The 21,885-nt window shown below is 71.7% G+C and carries 12 protein-coding genes and 2 pseudogenes; 5 read left to right on the plus strand and 9 right to left on the minus strand.

Annotated features, from left to right (window positions below):
* Positions 1-35: 35 nt before the first annotated feature.
* Together ACFVFR_RS09785 and ACFVFR_RS09790 are read left to right on the plus strand one after the other, a co-directional pair.
* Positions 36-462, plus strand: a pseudogene (locus tag ACFVFR_RS09785) (nuclear transport factor 2 family protein).
* Positions 459-1,298, plus strand: a complete 840-nt coding sequence (locus ACFVFR_RS09790; RefSeq protein WP_383699301.1) for an NAD(P)H-binding protein — start codon at positions 459-461, stop codon at positions 1,296-1,298. Before ACFVFR_RS09785 ends, ACFVFR_RS09790 begins: the two are co-directional and overlap by 4 nt.
* Positions 1,299-1,739: 441 nt before the next feature.
* Here ACFVFR_RS09790 and ACFVFR_RS09795 read toward each other — a convergent pair whose 3' ends face one another.
* Together ACFVFR_RS09795 and ACFVFR_RS09800 are read right to left on the minus strand one after the other, a co-directional pair.
* Positions 1,740-3,173, minus strand: a complete 1,434-nt coding sequence (locus tag ACFVFR_RS09795) for a lamin tail domain-containing protein (protein ID WP_383699303.1) — start codon at positions 3,171-3,173, stop codon at positions 1,740-1,742.
* Positions 3,174-3,574: 401 nt separating this feature from the next.
* Positions 3,575-7,501, minus strand: a complete 3,927-nt coding sequence (locus ACFVFR_RS09800; RefSeq protein ID WP_383699305.1) for a protein kinase — start codon at positions 7,499-7,501, stop codon at positions 3,575-3,577.
* Positions 7,502-7,755: 254 nt separating this feature from the next.
* Between ACFVFR_RS09800 and ACFVFR_RS09805 the strand changes: the two are divergent.
* Positions 7,756-7,944 (plus strand): annotated as a pseudogene (locus ACFVFR_RS09805) (transposase family protein); the annotation flags it as partial.
* A gap of 86 nt (positions 7,945-8,030) precedes the next feature.
* Complete coding sequence (locus ACFVFR_RS09810; RefSeq protein WP_383699307.1) at positions 8,031-8,264, plus strand: hypothetical protein; 234 nt, start codon at positions 8,031-8,033, stop codon at positions 8,262-8,264.
* Positions 8,265-8,588: 324 nt separating this feature from the next.
* Here ACFVFR_RS09810 and ACFVFR_RS09815 read toward each other — a convergent pair whose 3' ends face one another.
* The 7 genes from ACFVFR_RS09815 to ACFVFR_RS09845 form a co-directional block, all read right to left on the minus strand.
* Positions 8,589-13,274 (minus strand): glycosyl hydrolase family 18 protein, encoded by a 4,686-nt coding sequence (locus ACFVFR_RS09815; RefSeq protein ID WP_383699309.1) that lies wholly within the window; start codon positions 13,272-13,274, stop codon positions 8,589-8,591.
* Positions 13,275-14,386: 1,112 nt separating this feature from the next.
* Positions 14,387-15,355, minus strand: coding sequence for a pirin family protein (locus tag ACFVFR_RS09820; RefSeq protein ID WP_383699311.1), 969 nt, complete (start codon positions 15,353-15,355; stop codon positions 14,387-14,389).
* Between the two features lie 237 nt (positions 15,356-15,592).
* Positions 15,593-16,360 (minus strand): phosphatase PAP2 family protein, encoded by a 768-nt coding sequence (locus ACFVFR_RS09825; RefSeq protein WP_383699313.1) that lies wholly within the window; start codon positions 16,358-16,360, stop codon positions 15,593-15,595.
* A 173-nt stretch (positions 16,361-16,533) separates the two neighbouring features.
* Positions 16,534-17,466 carry a M56 family metallopeptidase gene (locus ACFVFR_RS09830; protein WP_383699315.1) on the minus strand — a complete coding sequence of 311 codons (933 nt, stop codon included), beginning with the start codon at positions 17,464-17,466 and terminating at the stop codon, positions 16,534-16,536.
* Between the two features lie 544 nt (positions 17,467-18,010).
* Positions 18,011-18,184, minus strand: coding sequence for a DUF6191 domain-containing protein (locus ACFVFR_RS09835; protein ID WP_383699317.1), 174 nt, complete (start codon positions 18,182-18,184; stop codon positions 18,011-18,013).
* A gap of 456 nt (positions 18,185-18,640) precedes the next feature.
* The gene (locus tag ACFVFR_RS09840; RefSeq protein ID WP_383699319.1) at positions 18,641-19,033 is read right to left on the minus strand and encodes a VOC family protein; all 393 of its coding nucleotides are present in this window, start codon (positions 19,031-19,033) and stop codon (positions 18,641-18,643) included.
* Positions 19,034-19,338: 305 nt separating this feature from the next.
* Positions 19,339-20,022: a glycerophosphodiester phosphodiesterase gene (locus ACFVFR_RS09845; protein WP_383699321.1), complete on the minus strand. Its 684-nt coding sequence runs from the start codon at positions 20,020-20,022 to the stop codon at positions 19,339-19,341.
* A 433-nt stretch (positions 20,023-20,455) separates the two neighbouring features.
* Between ACFVFR_RS09845 and ACFVFR_RS09850 the strand changes: the two genes are divergently transcribed.
* Positions 20,456-21,853: a DUF6421 family protein gene (locus ACFVFR_RS09850; RefSeq protein WP_383699323.1), complete on the plus strand. Its 1,398-nt coding sequence runs from the start codon at positions 20,456-20,458 to the stop codon at positions 21,851-21,853.
* The last annotated feature ends 32 nt before the right edge of the window (positions 21,854-21,885 follow it).

Consider the following 21,885-nt stretch of genomic DNA (forward strand, 5'->3'; position numbering starts at 1 on the left):
ACTCAGGGTCCGGATTCTGTCACGGGAGGATACCCATGTCCGCACCGACCCGGCCGGCGGATCTCCACCGCCACAGCCTGCGACTGCTGCTCGACAAGGGCAGGGCCACCTCCCTCGCCCCGTGGGCCGAGGACGGTCTCATGGAGTTCCCCTTCGCCCCCGACGGCTGGCCCCCGGCGTCCGGGGCGCGAGGAGGCCCTCGCCGCCCACATGCGCCACTACGCCGACCACATCGACCCGTACGACTTCCGCGACCCGCGGATCCACCAGACCAACGATCCACGGACCATCGTGGTCGAGACGCGCGGCGCCGGCCGCCTGGTGGAGAGCGGCGCGCCCTTCGGCACGACCTACAACGCCGTGGTGACCGTTCGGGACGGGCGCACCGCTCCCTCCCGCGACTACCGGAACCCTCTCGCCGCCCAGAGACCCGACACCGACCTCACCGGGAGCAGCCGATGACCACCACCGGCACCACGTTGGTCATCGGCGCCACCGGCACCACCGGAAGCCGCACCGCCGCACAGCTCACAGCCGCGGGTCACCGCGTCAAAGCCGCCAGCCGCCGGGCCACCCCGATCGCCGGCGCCGAGCCGGTCCCCTTCGACTGGTACGACCCCGCCACCCACACGGCCGCCCTCGACGGCGTCGACCGCGTCTACCTCATACCGCCCCTGGGCGACTCCGACCCCGCGGCGACCATGCTGCCCTTCCTCCGACAGGCCCGCACCGCCGGCGTGCGCCGCGCGGTGCTGCTGAGCTCCTCGGCCATCCCCGAGGGCGGCCCGGCGGTGGGAGCGGTGCACCAGGTCCTGCCCGACCTCTTCGCACAGTGGGCGGTACTGCGGCCCTCGTGGTTCATGCAGAACTTCACCGGCACGCACGCGCACGCGCGCGGCATCCGGGACGAGGGCGTCATCCGGACCGCCACCGCGAGCGGTCGGGTCGGCTTCGTCGACGCCGAGAGCATCGCGGCCGTCGCCGCGCGCGCCCTCACCGACGAGCACGCCCCCAACACCGATCTCGTCCTCACCGGACCCGAGGCACTCAGCCACGACGACATCGCCGCGATCATCACCGAGGTCACCGGTCGGCCCGTGGTCCACCGCCGCCTGTCCTACGAGCGGATGCGCGACCACCTCGCGACGCGGATGCCGGTGGAGTTCGCCGCGATGCTGGCCGGCATGGACCGTGCCATCGCCGAAGGGGCGGAGGACCGCGTCACCGACACCGTCCAGCGCCTCACGGGTCGGCCCCCGCGCACCTTCCGGGCCCTCCTCGCGGACACGACCGTCTGACCAGCCATGACCAGGCCGCGGCGGATGCCGCGGCCACGCCTGCACGTCCTCACCGACCAGCAGACGAACCGGGCGCACCCCGCCGACCACACCGAGCGATGACCTCACCCCACGGACGCGCACGACCGGCCGCACCAGCGCGCCGTCCTCAGCGACCAGGACGCGACCCCGATGTTCCAGGCGTCCCACCCGTCTCCACCGGCCCCGAGCAAGCGACCACGGTCACCGTCGCGGGCCTGCTCGGCACCGGGCTCCTGGTCCGCGCCGACGACGGCACCGCTCTCTCGGCCGACGGCCTCCGACACGGCCTCCGCCTCGCCGGCGCCGCCCGACGCCGTCCGACCGCCTCGGTTCGAGGTGTTCGGGCACACGGAGCTACGGATCGAACGTGCGCCGATCCCGCTGTGCGTCGGCGTCGAGAGGGTGCCTCGCGGGGCCTGGTCAGCAGGTGACGGTGCCTCGGCGCAGGGCATGGCCGTCGTCGTTGGCGTCGTCCGACCAGTAGACGGGCTTGCGCCCGGCCACGCACTCGCCGGCGCCGGCGCCGGCGAGGGAGAATCCCTCGTTGTTGTAGTTCGGCATGCCGCTCGGCCGGTTGTAGACGGCGATGGTGGCGAACGTACCTCCGGAGTCGATCCGCAGGGTGCGGTGCTGGCCGTCGCAGGTGTCGTCGCACACCGCCCACAGACGCGAAGCCTGCGGTTCCCACTGCAGTTCCATCACACCGGACATGCCGCTGCTGAAGGAGGCCACACGGGTGTACGCGCCGGAGTCGGCCAGGACGTAGCCGTAGATCATGCCGGTGCCCTCGACGCCGACGAAGAACACGCCGCCGCTGTGCGTACCGTAGCGGGCCGGGTCGTAGGCCGCGCCCGTCGAGGCGTCCTTGAACCCGGCGCCGGTCAGCGCGGCGTCCGGGACCCAGGTGATCCCCTCGAAGCCGGCGTTGGAGCCGGTCGCGGGCAGGTCGGAGGTGAGGTTCCACTCCCTGACGGCGGTGAGCGACGACGCCGAGCCACGGACGTCGTACCTCAGCACCGACAGCCGGCTGGTGCCGGAGGCGTCGCCGTCGCGCTCGCTGGCGACGAACGCCCCGCCGGCCGAGCCCGCCCCGGTCAGGGTGACGCCCTCGCTGTCGGGACGGCCGGAGCCGCCGGGCAGGCGCAGGCTCTTGCCGGTGGACCAACCACCCGCGGTGTCCGGCTTCCAGCCGCCGGACCCGTCCCGGACCAGGCGCCACAGCTTCCCGCTGTTCTGCGCGCCCCACAGCACGCCGTCCTCCTGGTAGAGCCCGCTGAGGTCCTCGCCGAACACGTGGGAACCGTCCGCGGTCGTCACGCCGCTGCCACCGGGCCAGGCCACCGGCGTCATCGAGTCACCGCCCCCACCGCAGGCGTTCGCGCGGCCCAGGGTGACCGTGGCCACCGTCGTGAAGGCTCCCGTGCCGTTCGTACAGCGCGACCAGGACGGATCGGAGTGCTTGCTCCAGGCGAAGCGGTCGACCAGGGTCTTGCCGTCGGCGAGGTAGAGACGGGCCTCGTCCTTGGACCCCAGACCGAACGCGCCGCTGACGTCGAACGCCCGGAACCCTCCCGGAGCCAGCGTGGTCCCCGAAGCGATCGTGTAGGAGTGGCTCCTGTCGTCGTCCCTGAGGATCCAGCCCGAGACGTCGATCGTGGCGGCGCCCTTGTTGTACAGCTCGATCGAGTCGTTGACGTCACCGGTCGTGACGACCTCGTTGACGCGGATGTCGTCCGCCGTGGCGCCCGCGTGTGCCGCGGGCGCGCCGGTGAGGGCGCCCGCGGCGAGGAGCGGCGCGGCGACGAGGAGTCGGGAAAGAGCGGGGCGTCGACGACGAGCGGTCGATGCGGTCACTGGCGTCCATCCTTGAGTTGTCATGGGCAAGGCGGCCGGCCCGAGGGTCCCGGGCCCGGCCGAACGGGACTCCTCCGCCCAGGGGGACGGTTCGCGAACGATGGGCGAAATCCCCCGCCGCCGCCATCCAGCGCGGCGGCCAGACCCAGCACCGACCGTGACTCCCCTCCTTCCCCCGGCCCACCACCGAACCGGTGGTGGGCTCCCGCGCGCGCTCGATTCCGCCGCCCCCACGGCGAGTGGGTGTCCCGGGGCGACGGCTGGAGCACTTCCGGCGTCGCTGCCTCGCGGGGCCTCCGCCGCGCCGTAGGTCGCGTCCAGGTTCGCCGTGGCGCAGTGGCGGGCCCCGCCAGCGGTGGGGGCCTCGGAGGCATGACCGGCCGGGCGGGGTGAAGGTGGGCTCAGTCGCAGAGCTTCCGATAGGGGGCGTCGGGGATGTTCTGTCGCCATTCCGCTCGGGTGAGGTTGTTCGGGCGGTTCAGGCGGGTGCAGATCCTGTTGGCGAGAGTGTCCGGGTCGAGGGACATGCCGTACGAGCGGATGTTCTGGCCAGCGAGGTGGAGGTTTCCCTGGTCGTCGAAGGCCACGTCGTGGAGGGTGTCTCCGCTTCCTGGCAGGGCCGCGCCCAGCGGTCGGCGGGACGGTACGTCCCAGAGCCGGAGTTTCTCCGAGCGCTCGACGCCGGCGAGTGAGTGCCCGTCCGGGGAGAACCGCAGGAGCGTGACCGGGGGGCCGGGCATGCGGTCCAGACGTCGGGTGGCGTCCGCGTTCCAGAGGGAGATGCCGTTGGGGTCGCTGACGGCCAGGGTCTTTCCGTCAGGGCTGAACGTGACGGCGTAGAGGTCGGTGTTCCCCAGGGCGTTGCGCGTTGCTCGGCCCGTGCGCAGGTCGACCCTGTCGCTCGATGTCGTGACGAGGACCAGGTCGTCGCCGGATCCGCCGAGTGCCGTTCCGGATCCGCCGACGTCGGTCAGGGTGCGGGATATGCGGCCCGTTGTGGTGTCGATGATGTCGGTGGACCAATCGGCGCGGTCCTCGGATGCGTTTCTGCTCGCGGCGAGAGTCCGACCGTCCTCGCTGAACGCGAGCGCGGCGACCGGGCCGGCCAGGGTGACGGAACGGCGGATCTTTCCGGAGTGCGCGTCCTGGAGGACCAGGCGGTGCGGCTTTCCGGTCCGTGCCGGGCCGGAGTAGGCCAGTGTCGTGCCGTCGGGACTGAGCGCGGACCGCGTGTTCTCCCCGCCGGTCGCGCCCTGGTGTCCGTGGAGCGCGGTGGGGAAATCCCGCGTCTGCCTCGGCACCGTCGCCCTTGCCGGGGGCTCAGGGGGGTCCGCGGCGTGCGTGCCGGCGGGCACTGCCCAGGTCCGTATGCGGGAGGCTCTGTTCACGGTGTTGAAGGTCAGGAGACTTGCGGCTTTCGGGCCGTAGTGGCCGACGTCGTTCGTGGCCTGCCGGGGAAGGTCCAGCAGGCTCAGGTCCAGCGTGTGCACCACATTGCCGTCGAGGTAGCGCAGTGCGCGTGCTGCGGAGTCGATGGCGAGCGGCTGGTTGGCGTCCTCCAGCAGGCTCCCGTGGCTTTGCTCCGGGTGCAGGAGCAGTGAGGTGGCCAGGTCGTCGCTCGCGCTGACGTCGATCCAACCGTTTCCCATGACGGCCACGAACCTGCCGTCCGGGCTCATGCGCATGAGCGTTCGCTGGGTCGGGTCGTCCTGGCCCACCTCCGCCAGCGACTCGAAGGTGGTGGACAGCAGCTTCCCGGTGGAGGTGTCCCATGTGGACAGGTACCTGCCGGTGAAGACTGCCAGCCTGCCGCTGTCCGCGCTGGAGGACACCAAGGCCGCGTCGCCGCATGTGGCACCGTCCTTCATGCCCCGCAGCGGCTGCGAGCCGCCAGAGTCGACGTCGTACAGGACCGGGTCCCGCCCCTCGGGGCAGGACACGAGGTAGCGCCCGTCCTGGGTGAGGCTCGCGTCCTGTGCGTCGGGGACCTGGAGCAACGGGTCGCCGGTGCGGGTGTCGATGACGGCGAACCCGGTCTCCTGGGGGTCAAAGCTGCTGGTGAGCGCCCGCTTGCCGCCGGACGCAAGGGCGTCGATCAACCTGTCGCCGGGGTCACCGTAGACACCGACACCCGGTACTTTCCCGACAGACCTGCCAGTGTCGAGGTCCCGGACCGTATCGCCCTCCGTCGCGAACCGGCCGTCAGGTGCCAGTGACTCGATCCGGCTCCTGGACTCCGCGGGAAGTGGTCTTCCGGTACGCGCGTCGAAACGGTGCAACTCCCAGGTCTTCGACTCGCGTACCTCCGTCACGAGGACGCGGCCGTCCTCGGACAGCGAGCGGGCCATGGCCGACGTGCCGCCCTGCGGTGACTTCGTCGGATCCTGGAAGACGGTGGTCTCCTGCTGCCAGGCCGACTGGTACAGGGCCCCCCGTGCCTCCTCTGTGGGGGCGATGCGCCATGCGGCGATGCTCAGCAGGGCGGCGGTCTCCGGGTCGTCGGCACGCATGCCGTCGGCGGCCGACGCCACGTTCCGGGCGGTGGCGAGGGCCTGGTGTTCGGCGTTGGTCCGCTGGAGCTGCCAGGCGATGCCGCCTGCGGTCAACGCCAGCGCCAGGAGTACGGCGATGCCGACACGCAGCCGGTTGCGCTGGCGCTTCCTGCGGGACTCGTGGGCACGGGAGGCCGCCAGGAACGCCCGTTCCAGGTGGCTCGGGCGGAGTGCGGCCGGGGCGGTCGCGGCCTGGTCCAGGGCGGTGCGCAGGATGCCGCCGTGCTGGAGGTGGTCCGGGCTCCGCCCGGCCAGATCCCAGGCGCGGGCGTCGTCGCCCGTCCTGCGCAGCACGCGGAGGCCGTCGCGGTGCTCGGCCGTGAGTGCCCGCAAGCGGGGCCATGCCCGGTGGAGTGCCGCGCCGACCGGGCGGACCGAGGCGAGGGCGGAGGCCGGGTCCGGGCCGGCCGGGGTCGGGGGGAGGGTGGTGTTGTCAGGGGTGGTGGCGTCGGGGGCGGGGGTGCGGATCAGGATGCCTTCGGCGGCGAAGGCGTCCAAGGCCCTCTGGAGAGCGGCTTCCTCGTGGGCGGGGCGGCCGTCGAGGAGTTCGGCGTACGAGGCGGTGCGCACGCCGTCCTGGGAGCCGTCCGGGGCGTCGCCGGGCACGACAAGCCGGAGGAACAGTTCCTCGGCGGTGGCCTGGACGGCGGGCTCCAGCGCGGTGAAGACGCGCTCGGCCAGGGCACCCCACTCGGGCAGCGCGCCCATGGTGGCGGCGCCGACGCCGCCCGGGGCCGCGGCATGCGAGGGGGCTGCCGGGTACGCCGCCGCGCGGGCGCCTCGGGCGAGCAGCTCCGCGGCGGGGAGCGCGGTCGCCGGGGTCCGCGGTGTCGGGGGCCAGTGCCCGGTCTGAGTTTCCAGCTCGTGGAGGTCCGGGCCGTGGGGTCCCGAGGCCTCGGACACGGTGGCCTGGGCCTGCTCCCGGCCCCGCGATGCCTGACTGCCCGCCGGGGGCTCCGTTCGGCCCTGCGGCACCCCGGTCAACAGCCCGAGCAGCAGCTCCGACGACGTCGGCCTGGCTGCCGGGTCCTTGGACAGCGCGGCGCCCACGAGAGGTCGTATCCGCTCCGGCAGCGGGCCCAGGTCCGGCTCCAGACTTGCGATGCGGAAGACGATCTCGCCGAGGTTCTCACCGAGGAACGGCGCCCGGCCGGTCGCCGCGAAGAGCACCACGGCGCCCCACGCGAACACGTCGCTCTTCCCGTCCGCCCTGCCGCCCCGCAGCACCTCGGGTGCCATGTAGCTGGGCGTGCCCATCAGCTTGCCGGTCTCGGTCAGCGACATGTCCTGCGTACGGGCGATACCGAAATCGATGACACGGGGCCCGTCCGGACCGAGGAGCACATTGGCCGGCTTCAGGTCCCGGTGCACCACGGACGCCGCGTGGATGGCGGTCAGCGCCGTGGCGATACCGGTGGCCAGGCGGATGAGCGCGTCTCCTCCGACGGGACCGTCGTCCCGTACCACGGCCTCCAGGTCATGCCCGTTGATGAGTTCGCTGACGAGGTACGGCGGGTCCGCTTCCGCGTCGGCGTCCAGCACCCGGGCCGTGCAGAAGGAGTCCACCCGCCGCGCTGCCGCGGCCTCCTTGCGGAACCGGGACCGGGCGAAGTCGTCGGCCGCGGACCCCGTCCGCAGGATCTTCACGACGCAGCGCGCCCCGGCTCTGTCGTACGCCTCGTAGACGACCCCCTGCCCGCCGGCGCCGAGGCGTGAGGCCAGCCAGTAGGGGCCGACGCGCTGCGGGTCGTCAGATGTCAATAGTTTCCGGTTCAATGCTTCCTCGTCTGCTGCGTCCGCGACCGTCGCGGGTGTGCCTGTTACGGGTGTGGAATCCGTTGTAGGGGTCCGCTGGGTTCTCAACGGCTCAGACACCCATCAGCCCGGCTGGCGTTCCAGATTCTGGGCACTTTCGACGGGCCGCACAACGTCGGCTGGGAAGCCCATAGCCTTTGCCAACTAGCCTCGCGGGCTGACCAGTTGGTTCGACAGATGAGTGGAGCCCCTGGTGGAGGGGGCAGATCAAGAGCCGCCGGCGCCGACTCCCGGCCGGCCGTCAAGCCCTGCCGGTGTTGGCGCATCCACGGAACGGAACCACGTACGCCCAGCTCGCGGCGGGTCACAGGGTCGGGACGAGCACGGTCCACCGCTACGTCAGCGAGGTCGTGGACCTGCCGGCCGCACTGGCACCGACCCTCGACGAGGCCGTCCGGGCTGCCCCGGCTGGGCCGCCTTCATCGGCAGAGCGGCGCCCGGCCGGCCCTCTGCCCGATCCCTCGCTCGCCGGTCCCAGAGGAGGCTGTTCGTGCTGCCCCGCGAGATGACCGTTGGTGATCTCATCGCACTGCTGTCCCCCTGCGACCGGCAGGCTGTCGTCCGCCAGGCCATGAACCCGTTCTTCCCGATGGCGCACCAGCTGGCGCGGGTCGTGCAGTCCGCGGACGAGGCCGGCGAGAGCGTCGTCTATCTCGCCGAGGGACGTGCGGAGGGTACGCAGCTCGGGCATCTGCCGCCCGAGGCCGCCGTGGCCCTGACCTGACAGGGGCCCGTCCAGGCGCCAGCGCGACGCCCCCGCCGTCGCGCTCGCGGCAACTGGATCCGCACCGAGCTCTCGGAGTCGCCCTGTGCCCGGACCTCCTCCGACGCACGCGGCCCGGCGCCCCTCACTGAGAGGACGCCGGGCTGCTCGTCACCCAGGCCGGGAGGAAACGAACGCAGGTCTGCGGTCAGGACATCGCGCTGTCGTGACCGGGGCGGCCAACACCTCCGCGAAGAGCTGGGTGATTCTCATCGGTGCAGGCCAGAAGCACTCTCCGTACGGTTGATCGCGACGTGGAGTGTCAGACCGGGTGGTCGGGAACGGTCAGCCGGCGCTGCCGACCAACTTCCAGGGCTCGTGGTCGGCGTCGGCCCCGGTGCCTGGGGCGCTGGCCTTCGTCTCCCACTTGGCCTTCCACACCTTGCCGTTGTACTTGACCGTGGTCTGCTCGATCGGCTGGCTGGCCGGAGAATAGGTCTTGGTGGCGTCCCAGTTCGCGGCACTGCAGCCACCGGCCGGCGGTGTCGCCGTACCGAGTCCCTTGAGGTTGTCGGTCACCGGTGCGTACGCCGTGTCGCCGATCGACAGGCTCGTGTTCACCGGACCGGTGATCGGGAGGAAGTAGATGATCGGCAGGTCGAGCGACTTGCCGGCCGGGATGATCTGGCAGTAGTCCAGCGTCGTGCTGACCCGGTGGAACGTCGCGCCGGGCGCCAGCTTCCACTGGCCACCTTGCGCGTCGGTCTGCCAGTTGGCGTCCTTGACCAGCGGTGACGTCGAGGCCGGAATGTCGAACGACAGCTTCGTGTCCTTGCCGCCGCCGAGCGTGCGCCCGGTGTTGTTGGTGATCCGGACGGTCGGCTGCAACGGCCACAGGTTCGCCGTGGCGGTCGGGTAGTCGACCATCTCGACGCTCAGGTTGGCGGTCACCTTCGGCGCGACACCGCTGCTGCCGGTGCGCGGGTTGTTGTCGTAGGCGCCGGTGTTGCCGAGTTTCTCGTTCAGCCGGGTGGTCAGTGTGTACCCCATCCCACAGGGGGTGTCCGGTTGGACCTCCGCCGGGCAGTCGTAGTCGCCGCCGAGCTCCCACATCATCACGCCGCCCGCGCCGGTGGACTTGACCAACTCGGCGGTCGCGTCGATGCCCTGCTCGTCCTCGGTGGACAGGAACACCTTTTTCTCCGCGTTCCACAGCCACGACGTCTTCGTGGCGTCGTCCCAGTGCCGGGTGTACTGGCCCGTGCGCCGGTCGGTGCTGTCGGTCTCCGGCTTCAGCCCGACGCTGGGTGCGTAGAGCGGGGTGATGTTCTTCTCCAGGTTCTTGGTGTGCCACAACGGGTTGGTCCCGGAGCCGAGTTCGCTGCCGTTGTTGGTCTCGTCGTGCCAGATGTTGTCGATGCCGAAGGCGCCGTCACCACACGGCCGCTTGACACCCGTGCCCGGCTCGCAGCCGTTCGGCTTCCGCGAGGTGCCCCACAGGCCGTTCGTACCGCCGGTGACGTTCTTCCAGCCGCGCGTGTAGTAGGGCACACCGATGTTGACGCGTCCGGCCTGCATCGCGCCGCGCAGGTACTTCATCGCCCAGTCGGTGTTGAAGTACCCGATCTTGCCGTACTCCGGAGTGGCGTACTGATCGGCCAGTTCCGGGTCCTTGCCGTCATCGAACAGCGCCGCGTTCGGACCCACGACGTCGTTCCAGGTGCCGTGGTAGTCGTAGGCCATCAGGTTGGTGAAGTCCTGGTGGTCCAGCGAGGTCTGGTTCGCCATTCCGCGGGCCAGGTAGCCGGAGGCGGAGGACGCCGAGGTGAGCAGGTAGTACGTGCTGTCCGCGACCGAAGCCCGGTTCAACGCGTCCCGCAGCGTCTTCATCAACGCGGTGTACGCCGTGGGCAGCCCCTTGCGACGCGGATTCGACACCGCCCAGTCGGTCGGGTTGCCGGTGTCCTCCAGGACCGTGGGGTACTCGAAGTCGATGTCGGCACCGTCGAACCCGTAGGTCCGCAGGAACTCCACGACCGAGTTCGCGAACGTGTCGATTCCGCCCTGGTTGACCGAGCCGTCGGCGTTGGTGGTCATCGCGTAGAAGCCACCGGAGCCGGCCCAGCCGCCAACCGAGATCAGTGTCTTGACCCGCGGATGCAGGCGCTTGTACTTCGTCAGCAGGTTGAAGTGTCCCTTGTAGGGAAGGGAGGGGTCCATCTCGGCGCCGGCCTCGCCGGGCCACTCCTTCTGGGTGGCGTTCGCGTCGACCTTGATCTGGTTGTTCTCCACCGACGCGAAGGCGTAGTTGAGGTGGGTCACCTTCGACCACGGGATGTTCTTCACCAGGTAGTGCGGCGTGCCGTCGGCGCCCGTGCGGCCACTGTTGAAGTAGCCCACGACCCGACGGTCCCGGCCCTGACCGAGCCATTCCCGGCCGTCACTCTGGTAGACCTCGCAGTACGGCGTCGCTACGCCCGGCGTGGCCGCCAAGCCCTCTGGCCGGCAGTCGCCGGACGCGTCCGGCCGGGGGCCGCCGTCGTCGCCACCGGGGTGCGACTCCATCGGGTCACCGACACCACCGTTGACACTGAGGTCACCGGCACCGCCGTCGGTGCGGCTGCCATCGCCATAGCTGGGTACCAGCCAGCCCTCGACGTCACCGTCACCGCTGGCCACGGCCGACGTGGCGGCGGTCTTCGCCGTCGTACCGGAGCGGGCCAAGGCGAAGTCCTTGATCCCGTCGCCGTCAAGGTCGGCGAAGGCCCCGACGGTGCCTGGGAACGGATCGTCGGCGCGGATGGTGCCCAGCGATTTCCACCCGGTGGTAGCGGTCCACGGAGCGCCGGTGTTCTCCCAGGCCCGGACCTCACCGGTCATGTACTCGACCCGGACCGTGTCGGCCTTGCCGTCACCGGTGATGTCGGCGAAGGCGACCTGCGCGGCGGGTGACTCACCCGGAGTGCCAAAGCCTTCGACGTCCTCCCAACCGCCCGGTGTCGGCATGCCCTTGCCCTTGTTCAGCCAGGCGCTGGGGAAGCTCATCCGGTTCAGCGTGATCAGGTCGGCGCGGTCGTCACCGTCGAGGTCGCTGAAGTACATCTCCGGCTCGTAGCCGAGGTTGTTCGCGACGATGGTCACGCCGTCCCAGCTCACCTTGCCGCCACTGCTGGTGTTCCGGGACATCCGCATCTGAGGGACGCCCGTCGGCGAGTCGGCCTGCGGCAGGATGCGGATGTAGTCGTCCTTGCCGTCACCGTCCAGGTCGGCGAAGTAGACCTTGTCCGGATCGTTTCCGCGGTCGGCCGGGCTGATGTCGCCCAGCGAGACCGCCGGCTTACGTGGGTCGTCATTGCGCCAGCCGGTGACCTTGCCGTCCGTACCGACCACCGCGTAGTCAGCCTTGCCATCACCGTTCAGGTCGGGGAACGCGATCTTCGAGCCGGCCGGTGCGGCGTCCCGGATCTTGCCGATCGGCTCCCAGTCGTACGAGCGGCTGCTGAGCATGTGCTGCAGGACCGCGATCTTCAGGCCCTGGGCGAAGGCGTGCGCGATCTTCTGGTGTCCGGCGTCGGTCGGGTAGATCTCGTGGGTGATGTCCCGCGGGGTGACCTCGCCCAGCTCGACCAGCACCAGCCGGGCGCCGCTCTTGACCTTGGCGTAGGCGATCGTGCGGAGCGTGCTGTTGTAGTCGTCGATCCGGGCCTGGTACGTCGGGTTCGTCGACGGCGGCAGGGTCCCGAGCAGGACCGTGGTCGTCGGCGCGGCCCGGTAGATCTCCTCCAGGAAGCCCTGCGTCTTCCGGGCCGTCGCCGCACCGTCGGCACCGCCGGCGAGGTCGACCGTGCCCGCGATCAGGGTCATCACGTTCGGCCGCAGCCTACGGAGCGCGGGGATCGTCTCGGCCTTGATGTCGTCGATGCCCTTGCCGTCGAACCCCATGTGGTCGGGGTCGCCGCTCTCGCCGCTTTTCAGCTCACCGACGAGATCCGTGCGCGTGAAGAGTGCGTAAGCCGCACCACCGAGCAACGCCAGAAAGGTCATTTCCCCCGCGGAGCTCTTCAGGTCGTTCCGGAAGCCACTGTGGTTGGTGCTGTGCACACCGGCCGTGATTCCATCGCCGGTCGCCATCAGGCCGAGGGGGTGGGCCGTGGGGGTGGGGCCGTCCACGTTGAGCTGGCCATACAGGACCGGCCAGTGGTCGGAACCGCGCCCGGTCTGGACCGTGACCGACCGCGCATCGTTGTGAGTGGTGACGAAGTAGTCCAGCTCACCACCACCTTGGTGGGTCGCCCGACCCGAGTTGCGGACCCGCATGCCCAGCGGGAAGTTCGAGCGTCCGGCGAGGGTGTCCGGATCGACGTTGAAGTCGCCGCCGACCGTCACGTGATAGAGGACGTGACGTCGGTCCTCAAGCTCGTCGATCTGGTTGTCGATGGCGGCCAGCAGCGCTGCGGAGTCACCGCCACCGCCGGAGAGGCCGTGCACGGTGAAGTACCACTCGTTTCCGAACCGCGCACCGAGCGCGTTCCGGCCGGCGTCGACCGGGTTACCGACGACGATCAGCTCGTCGGGTGCCTCGCGCAGGACGAGGGCGATGTTGACCCGGCCGCCGATGAGGCGCGGGTTGGTCTGATCGTCGGTGGTCGGCAGGAAGTAGACCTCACGGGTCGGAACGGCGTTGCGGGAACCGGCGCCGATGGTCCAGGTATGGTGCAGCACGGTGTGCTGATGCGCCGCGCCCTGACTATCGACCGTGGTGAAGGTCTGGCTGGGCTGCGCGGTGCTGTTCGACGGCGGATGCGGGCCAGCCTCCTGGACCATCACGATCGGCGCCTGCGTCGCCAGCAGCCGGACCCCGTTGTTCCACTTGCCACCGTCCGCAGCGTCGTTACTGCCCCCTTGCATGTTCCAGGACATCAGGGGCGTGCGGGCCGCGGGGAAATCGGTGGCATGGGCGGTGGCGGGAACGACAAGTGCCGCTGCCAGCCCGGCGATCACCACCGTTGCGGCGACTAATCGACGGAACAAGAGTTCCTCATTTCTCCCGTAGATCGGGAACGATCGAATCGTTGGACTCCAGACAGCTTCGGCACTGTAGCCCTCGATCGCTCACGAAATCCGGTCAGCTTGCTGACCCCTTTGTGGTGCGTGTTGCCGGTGGTTTCTGGGTACACGCGTGCCCAGCGCGGCCGAGTCGGATGGGGCCGAGTCGGAGGGACGCGGGTTCAACGGTCCAGTGCGCACGGTCTGCTCGCCAGGACGGGAAGGCGCTGATCGACCGAGGCCCGAGAGGGCGGGAGGCCGGCCTGGGGCGTCGGTGGGGACGACGGGCTGCTTGCGGGCATCATCGTGCCCTCGACCCGGTCGTGGCTGGGCACTCGGAGATCCGGCGGAAGGAAGTCGTCGATCCCGGCCGTCTGCTCGATGTGCTCCGGGCTCGGCCGGATGTTCTCCGCTTCCTGGCGGGACCTGGTCCTGCGGCGGTGCCGATAGCTCGGTGAACCGAAGGTGCTCCTAGCTGGGTTGGTGGGTTCGACGGCGTGGTCGGTGAAGCGCCCTCGTTCTCCTGTGCGTAGTCCTGCGCTCGCGCCATGATCGCGCCTGACACGTTCGGGGGCTTCGACTCACACCGTCCGCAGTCGCCTTCGAGCAGGTCACATGGGTGTCGGCGGTGCTCGTCTCGTCAGTGGCGCGAGTCAAGGGGCCTGCGCTCGCGACCCTGACTCGGCGGGAGGGCGAGGGGATGAGTACCCGCCGCTGGGGCAAGGCGGCCGAAGAGAGAGCTGTTCACTTCCGACAACGCCCCCTCGGGGCGTGTTGGGCGCGTCCCGTCACGTGCGCGGCCGCCAAGCAATGGGCCGGACCGTGCCCCATGGGGGAGCGTGATCGTGAAGCCGCTTCGCGACCGAGGGCCGCTGCCGCTGCGAAAGGTCGGGAAAAGCTAGCTGACGTTGCATCAGGAAAGGCGGCGATTGGTCAGCACGTGGGCTGCCAGACACGGTTACACCGGCCTGAACTTCGGAACGTGCTACGCCCCGGCGGGGCGATGCCGGAGCCTCCGCCTCCATCGGCTCCGCCAGGGTCTCGGCGTCTGCGGCGCGCAGCCGCCGCCTCGCGGCTCACGGCACGAAAACGCCAGTTCAGCGCGTACGGCCCCATGCCTTCAACGGCACCGGTGGCAACTCCGGCGCCGGCAGCACGGCCCCTTCGTACGAGCTGACCTCGCCGAAGCGGGTGCCCGTCGTCCACTCCTCGCGGGCCCGCACGATGTCCTCGTGGGAGCGGCCGATGAAGTTCCACCACATGACGATCCGCTCGTCGAACGGTTCGCCGCCCAGCAGGACGAGGGCGCTGTCCACATCCGCCCGCAGCGGCAGTTCGCGGCGCCCGCAGCCGAGGTAGAGGAGGGACCCCGGGGCCAGTCGTACGCCGTCCACCTCGGCCTCGCCGGACATGGTCAGCGCCGCGTACTCGAAGTCGGGCTCGAGCGGCAACCGGGTGTCGGTGCCGGCGGCCAGGGTGATGTCCGCGCCCATCAGCGGGGTGAAGGTGGTGCCGGGGGAGCGCGCGCCGTCCAGTTCACCGAGGATCACCGTGGCGCTGAGCCCGCCACCCCCGCTCACCTCGGGCAACCGCGCGTGGTGCTCCCAGGCCGGGTCGGTGTGCCGGTGCGCGTCGGGCAGCGCCACCCAGAGCTGGGCGCCGTGCAACAGCCTCGCGTGCTCGCGCGGGGACTGCTCGGCGTGCGCGATGGCCCGACCCGACGTCATCAGGCCCAGTTCACGCGGCCTCAGAAGCTGCTCGCTGCCCAGGCTGTCCCGGTGCAGGATCTCCCCGTCGTGGAGCCAACTCACCGTCTGCAGGCCGATATGCGGGTGGGGCGGCACCTGCATGCCGGGCTCGCGCTCGATGTCGTCGGGGCCGTAGTGGTCGACGAAGCACCAGGCACCCACCATGCGCCGACCCATGCTCGGCAGCAGCCGGCGCACCTCGGTGCTCTCGCCCAGGGTGACCGGCTTGGCCGCGAGGAGGTCGCGGACGGGTCGCGCGGTGACGTCGGCGCGCCCACCACAGACGGTCGTCGCGGGCCGCTGATCCAGGTTGCTCATGGAAGCCACTCTGCCACGCCCCCGCCCGCCGACGTAGCCACCCCCGCCCGGCGACACAGCCACCCCCGCCCGCCGACACAGCCACCCCGGTCCGGCGACACAGCCACCCTCGGTCGGTGGACCGGCCGCCTCCTCGCGGTGGTGCCTGGCGGTGCGGGTGTGTGGACGCCGCGCCGTCACTCGACGGTCCCCCTGTCTCGACGGCCCGCCCGCGACACGCGCCCGCCCAGCCACCCGTCAGGTGGGCCCCGCCCCGCTGTCGCGAGAAGTCCCGCCGCCACCCTCGGCGGGCCCGTGGGGTGCGGGCGAGGCGTCGGACGCGTAGGGGTACAGGAAGGTCGCGCCCGTGGCGAGCGCCAGGCCGATGAGCCAGCCGGCCAGGACATCGGTGGCCCAGTGCACCCCGAGGTAGAGCCGGGTGAAGCCCACCCCGAGGACCGAGACCACCGCACTGGTCGTCGCGAGCGCCAGCCACCGGCGGCGTACGCGGTGCGCGGCGAGCAGCCACAGCAGCAGCCCACAGGCGAGGGTGGCGGTCAGCGCGTGGCCGGAGGGGAAGGCGGCGTAGTGGGCGGAGTCCACGGGGTCGGGCCAGTGCGGCCGGTCCCGGCCGACCGTGGCCTTGAGACCCTGCTGGCACGCCGTGCCGACAGCCGTGGCCGCCGCCAGCCACAGGGCGACGGGCCAGCGGCCACGCCACCACAGCCAGCCGGCCACGGCGGCCAACAGCCCGCGCATGGCCCACGGGTCCCAGACCCAGTCGGAGAGGATTCTGTTGGTCCGGGTCCAGCCGTCGTGCGTCACGGCGGAGCGGTGCAGCGCGTTCGCGATGTCCCGGTCCATCGCCATCAGCGGCCCCCAGGACGCGGCGACCAGCGGCAGCAACACCGCGAGCAGCGCCGCGCACCCGGCCACGAGCAGCACCCGGCCGCGTCGCGGGACCGGAGGGCCGGGCACGGAGTGGGTGGTGGTGCGTCGGGCTGCGGGGGGCGGCGTCGGTCGCATGGGGTGAATGATCGCGGACGAGGAGGAGACGCGGCAGCCGTCGTACCCGATGTGTCGCGCGCAGCGCCCCGACCTTGCGCTCCGACCGTTCGCCCCGGCCCGGCGCGACCGACCCGGTGTACGGCGTGACCGTCGCGGCACCTCGGCGTGGGGCAGCGGCCCGGCTTTGCCGACTAGCTCAGCGCGCGCAGCGCCGGGACGAAGGTGACCAGCACCGGCACCACCGGCACCAGGGCCGCGGCGGCCGTCATCCGCCAGCGGCGGGCCGTCGTGAAGCGTGGGCCCGGCGTGAGCAGTCGGTTGACGCGGCGGGGCACCTCGGCGACCCCGGGGCACGGTCCGAAGACGCCACGGTCCTCGTTGAGTTCGACCAGGGCGAGGGCGATGGCCAGTCGACCGAAGCGGCGCGAGGCGACGTCGTCGGCGGCCAACTCCACCAGCCGGTGCACCTGGTCGCGGAACGCGGCGAACACCGGCACCTGCGGAAAGCCGCCCGCCAGCGCCGACGAGGCGTTGAGCAGCCAGTGGTGACGCGCGTGCGCGTGCCCCTCCTCGTGTGCCAGCACCGCGTCGAGTTGGCGCTTGTTCAGCCGGCGCAGCGCGGCGGTCGTGATGACCAGTTGTGGCGCCGCGCCCGGCAGCCACCAGGCGTCGGCACGGTCCCCCTCCAGGACGACCAGCGGGTTCCCGCTGGACTCCTCACCGGGCAGCTGGGGGGAGCGGACGAGCAGGTCAGCGCGCCGCTGCTTGCGCTGCGCCCGCGAACCACGTACCTCCCGGGTCAGCATGACGACGGTCCACGCGGCCCCACAGGCCAGGGCGACGGCCACCGGCGCGGCCCACGGTCCGTAGGCGGTCAGCGCGTACGCCTCCATGACACCGTTCGGCGCGGGCGCGAAGATGTTGCCCCGGACGGCGTCCCAGGCCGCCGCCGCGCTGAGTGACATCGCCATGGCACAGCACATGATGACGCCGACCACCACGCACTGCCACACCCAGAGGGCGAGCACCGGTTCGCGGTCGGGCCAGTCGGAGCGGGTCAGTATGCGCGGCGCCAATGCCGCGGCCACAGCTCCAAGGACCAGCAGCACGAGCGGGACCATCATGTCGGCCAGCCTATGAGGGCGTGGACGCGCGCCGGTACGGTCCCAGCGCCGAAGTGACGCACGACACGCACGACCCAGGGTTGCGGAGCCCGGGACTCCGTACGGCGCCGCGACATCGGCGGCGACCCCGGCCACGCCGTGGCACGCAAGCCCGACCGCACCCGGCGGCGACACAAGGACTTGGCAGGTTCCCGTACACGGCGGTGCGCCCGGCCCGTGGACCCAGGTACGGGGTGAGCGCGGATGTGCCGCGCCGCGTGGGGCGCAGGAGCGCGGAGTCACCGGTGGCGCGGCGCGGCGCGCGGCTCCGGTGAGGTCGACGGTGGCTCGCCACGCCGGGTGTCGTGGCCGCTGCCGGGCGCTGTGCGCACGGGGCCGACCGGCGCCGGCGGCGAGCGCGCCGCCAGGACACGGCGGGGTCGCGCGCGGGCTCCGGGAGGGGCGGACTCGCGCCCTCGGGTTGCCGTACACGACCGGTCGTACGCCCTCGGTGTCACGCGGTGGTGGGGGAGCGGGTCGGGGGGTGCGCGGGCCGGGGGGCGCGTCAGGGGCCGGGGTCGGCCGTGAGTCGTATCGTCACCCGGCCCGAGGCGAGATCTATCGGGCCGCGACCCGGGTCGCCGTCGCCGATGTCGTCCACGCACAGCTCCAGCCGTTCGCGTTCGTCCTGGGCGTGCTTGCGGCCGGGCGCGAACAGCTCGTCGACCAGGTTGAACACCGCTACCTCCCCTGAGGCTCCGGCGGTCACGCGCGTGGCGCGGCGACCCTGCGCGGACGCCCTCCCTCGCGAGCGTACTCGGGGTGGCGCGGCGACCGGGAGAGCGATGCGCGGGGGAGGGGAGGAGCCGGGCGCCGTGGGGACGGGCCGGGCGGAGGCCGCCGGGGTGCCGGGCCGACCGCGTCGGTGCGGCCTGCGGGCACGGTCCGGACCGGGGGCGTCGACGTACCGGTCGAGTACCGTCGAGGACGCTCCCGCACGGCGGTGACCTGGGCGTCTTCCCCGATGCGGCGGCGTGTGTCGGAGTTCGGGTGTCCCGCGCGGCACGCCGGGGGCGTGGTGCGGAGGCGGGCCCGCGCCGTGCGGCGCGGGCCCGGTCTCGGGTGTCGCGTGACGGGGACCGCGTGAGGCCCCGCGCGGCCGGGTCGGTCGGTCGCGCGGTCTCTCAGCGGTCGCTCAGAGGCCGGGGCGGTAGCGCAACGGGTGGTCGACAGGCACCTCCACCAGGACGATCCTGACGCCGTCGGGGTCGGCGATCCACATCTCCACCAGCCCCCACGGTTCCTGTTGCGGGGGGCGCAACACCTGGGCCCCCCGCTCGGAGAGGTCCTTGTAGGCCGCCGCCACGTCCGCGACCTGGAGCCACAGTTGGAGGCCCGGGGCGGGCGGCTCGTCCGAGTGCCCGGAGACCTCGAGGAAGCCGCCGCCCAGGAAGTAGACGGTGCCCCGCTCGGGCCCGGTGCCGAATTCGCGGGCGATCTCCAGGCCGAGGACGCTTCCGTAGAACGCGCGTGAACGATCGGGGTCGGTGGGACGCAGAAGTACGCGGCTGCTCAGCACATGCACCATGTCCGCGACCCTACGCATAGGACAGCGCGAATGCGGGCGAAACCGTCAGTTGCCGTAGCGCGGCCAGAGCCGCCACCTGATGTCCTCCGCCCCGCGCGCCGCTCGCACGCCCCCGCGTCCCACCCGGGGTGACGCCCGCCCCCTACCCGCGCCCCGCCGGCGGAACGCCTCCGTCCCGCGCCGACCCTCCCGTCCCTGACGCGCCACCCGGAACGCGGGGCGCGGCGGGTGGCGCGGCGGGAAGGCGACGTGGGAGCGCGGCGGGGCGGGGACGTGCGGTGGGGGGTGCGTGGGGGAACGGGCCGCTACGCCGTGTACCGCGCCTGGTGGTTGATCTCCGGGTAGTCGGTCGTGACGCCGTCCAGCCCCATGCCGCGCGCGATCTTGAGGTGCTCGGGGGTGTTGACGGTCCAGGCGGTGACCCGCAGGTCCGCCGCGTGGGCGCGGTCCACCAGCTCCAGGGTGAGGCGGCGGATGTTCAGGGCGAGCAGGCCGGCCCGGGCGTCGAGCGCGCGGTCGATGACGTCGAGGCCGTAGCGGCTGGCGACCAGGCCGGTGCGCACCCCGGGGAGCAGGGTGGCCATCTCGGCGACGGCCTCGTCGTGGAAGGAGATGACCTCGACGCGCTCGGTCAGGTCGCGGGCGGTGAGCACGTCGGCCAGCGCCCTGGCCGCCGCCGCGTCCTTGATCTCGGCCTGGATCGGTGCCTTGACGGCGTCCACGACCTCCTCGAACACGGGGACGCGCTCACCCTGGCCGGCGTCGAGCCCGCGCAGTTCCGCCAGGGTGAGGTCACGGATGGCGCCGGAGCCGTCGGTGGTGCGGTCCACCTCCGCGTCGTGCATGACGACCAGTGCGCCGTCCTTGCTCAGGTGCAGGTCGAGCTCGATGACGTCCAGGCCCTCGTGGTCGGCGCGGACGAAGGAGCGCAGGGTGTTCTCGGGCTCGACGCCCATCACGCCGCGGTGTCCGATGGTGAGGAAGGTCAACGCGGGCTCCTTGGGAAGGTCTGCCGGGGCCGGTACGGGGTGGCGCGAACGCTGCGGTGCGCGGCCGGGCGGCGCGGCACGGGGGCGCGAGCGGTGGACCCGCCCGGGAGGGGCGGCTCCGCGGCGCGCACCGCGTACGGTCGCGCACGGCGGCGGTCAGCCTAGCGGTCCCGTTCGTACGGTCGGTGTACGGCGCGAATCCGCCGGGGAACGGCGCCGCGCCGGGCGCCGCCAGCCCATCGCGCGGGCCGGCGCCGCCCCTGGCGTACCCACGCCTCGGCCGTTCATCCTGATCTTCGAACCCGCATGAGACAGGAAAATCGGCGGTCTAAACCGGGTGTGAGCAGGATAATTTTTCGAAGGTCCACTTGAGGCGCTGATCGCTCCGTGGATACGGTGGCCCCACGCGAGGTTCTTCCGTGGAGGAGTGATCATGACGAAAATTCTCGCGCCGGAGGCGGCGTTCGATGGCGTTCTGTCCGCGGAGCGCGTGGTGGAGCACCCGGCCTGGGCCGTGCTGAAGGAGGCCGTCGAGACGATCAGGCCGTGGCAGTCCCCGGACGGCTCGGTCGATCTCACGGCGGACCAGGCCCCCACGGCCGACGCCCTGCGCGCCCAGGTCGAGCGCGTGGTTTCGGCCATCGGCGAGCTGGCTCCGCTGCTCCCGCACGACGCGGCGTACCACGAGGCGCTCGCCGCCGACCTGCGCCGCTGGGCCGACACCGGCTACGGCGTCCCGGACTTCCTGGACTCCCTGCTGGCCTTCCAGCCCGCGCGGCAGCGCGTCGACGGGCTCCAGCACCTCGTGGTCTTCCCGATGTACACGCAGAACGGCAACCCCGACCGCAACTTCGAGGCGGTCGTGCTGCGCGTGGTGTGGCCGCACTGGCTGGCGGAGCTGGAGCGCACGCGCTACGACAACCCGCTCTTCCTCGGCATCACCTTCGAGGACTTCACCGCCGGCTACGACACCAACTCCGCCGTGCTCTTCCCGGAGACCATCGCCGTGCGCCAGGCGCCCGAGCGCTTCAGCTGGGGCGGCATCTTCTGCGACCGGGAGGCCGCGCGCTTCCGCCGGGTCAGCGAGGCCGCGGTGGACACGCTGGGCATCGAGCTGCCGGCCGAGGCCCGCGACCTGCTCGCCGACCAGGAGCGCTGCCAGCAGGCGTTCGTGCTGTGGGACATGGTGCACGACCGCACGCACAGCCACGGCGACCTGCCCTTCGACCCGTTCATGATCAAGCAGCGGCAGCCGTTCTGGATGTACGGGCTGGAGGAGCTGCGCTGTGACCTGACCGCCTTCAAGGAGGCGGTGAAGCTGGAGGCCGAGGGCTACCCACAGGCGCGCGACGTGCAGTACGCCGTGATCTTCGACCGGATGTTCCGCTTCCCGGTCACCGGCGACCGGGTGCGCAACTACGACGGCCTCGGCGGCCAGCTCCTGTTCGCCTACCTCCACCGGCACGACGTCGTACGCTGGACCGACAACACCCTGCACATCGACTGGGACCGCGCGCCGCAGGTCACCAACCAGCTCTGTGGCGAGATCGAGACGCTCTACCGCGACGGGATCGACCGGCCCAAGCTCGTGCACTGGTTCAAGGCGTACGAACTGGTCGCTTCCTACCTCGCCCCGCACCCCGGCTCCACCTGGGCCAAGGGCCCCGACGCGCTCGACCTGACGCTGCCGCCGCGCAAGCTGGTGGACGACGTGCTCCCGGACGAGTTCCCGCTCAGCATGTTCTACGAGGCCCTCGCCAAGAAGCTCAAGCGCGTGATCGCCTCCACCAAGGGCATCACGGCCGAGAACGCGGACCGGGTGGCCGCGTGAGCCCGTCCGCGCAGTCCGACCAGGAGGCGACG

The sequence above is a fragment of the Streptomyces sp. NPDC057702 genome (genome assembly GCF_042799315.1).
In the GTDB taxonomy this organism is placed as follows: Bacteria; Actinomycetota; Actinomycetes; order Streptomycetales; family Streptomycetaceae; genus Streptomyces.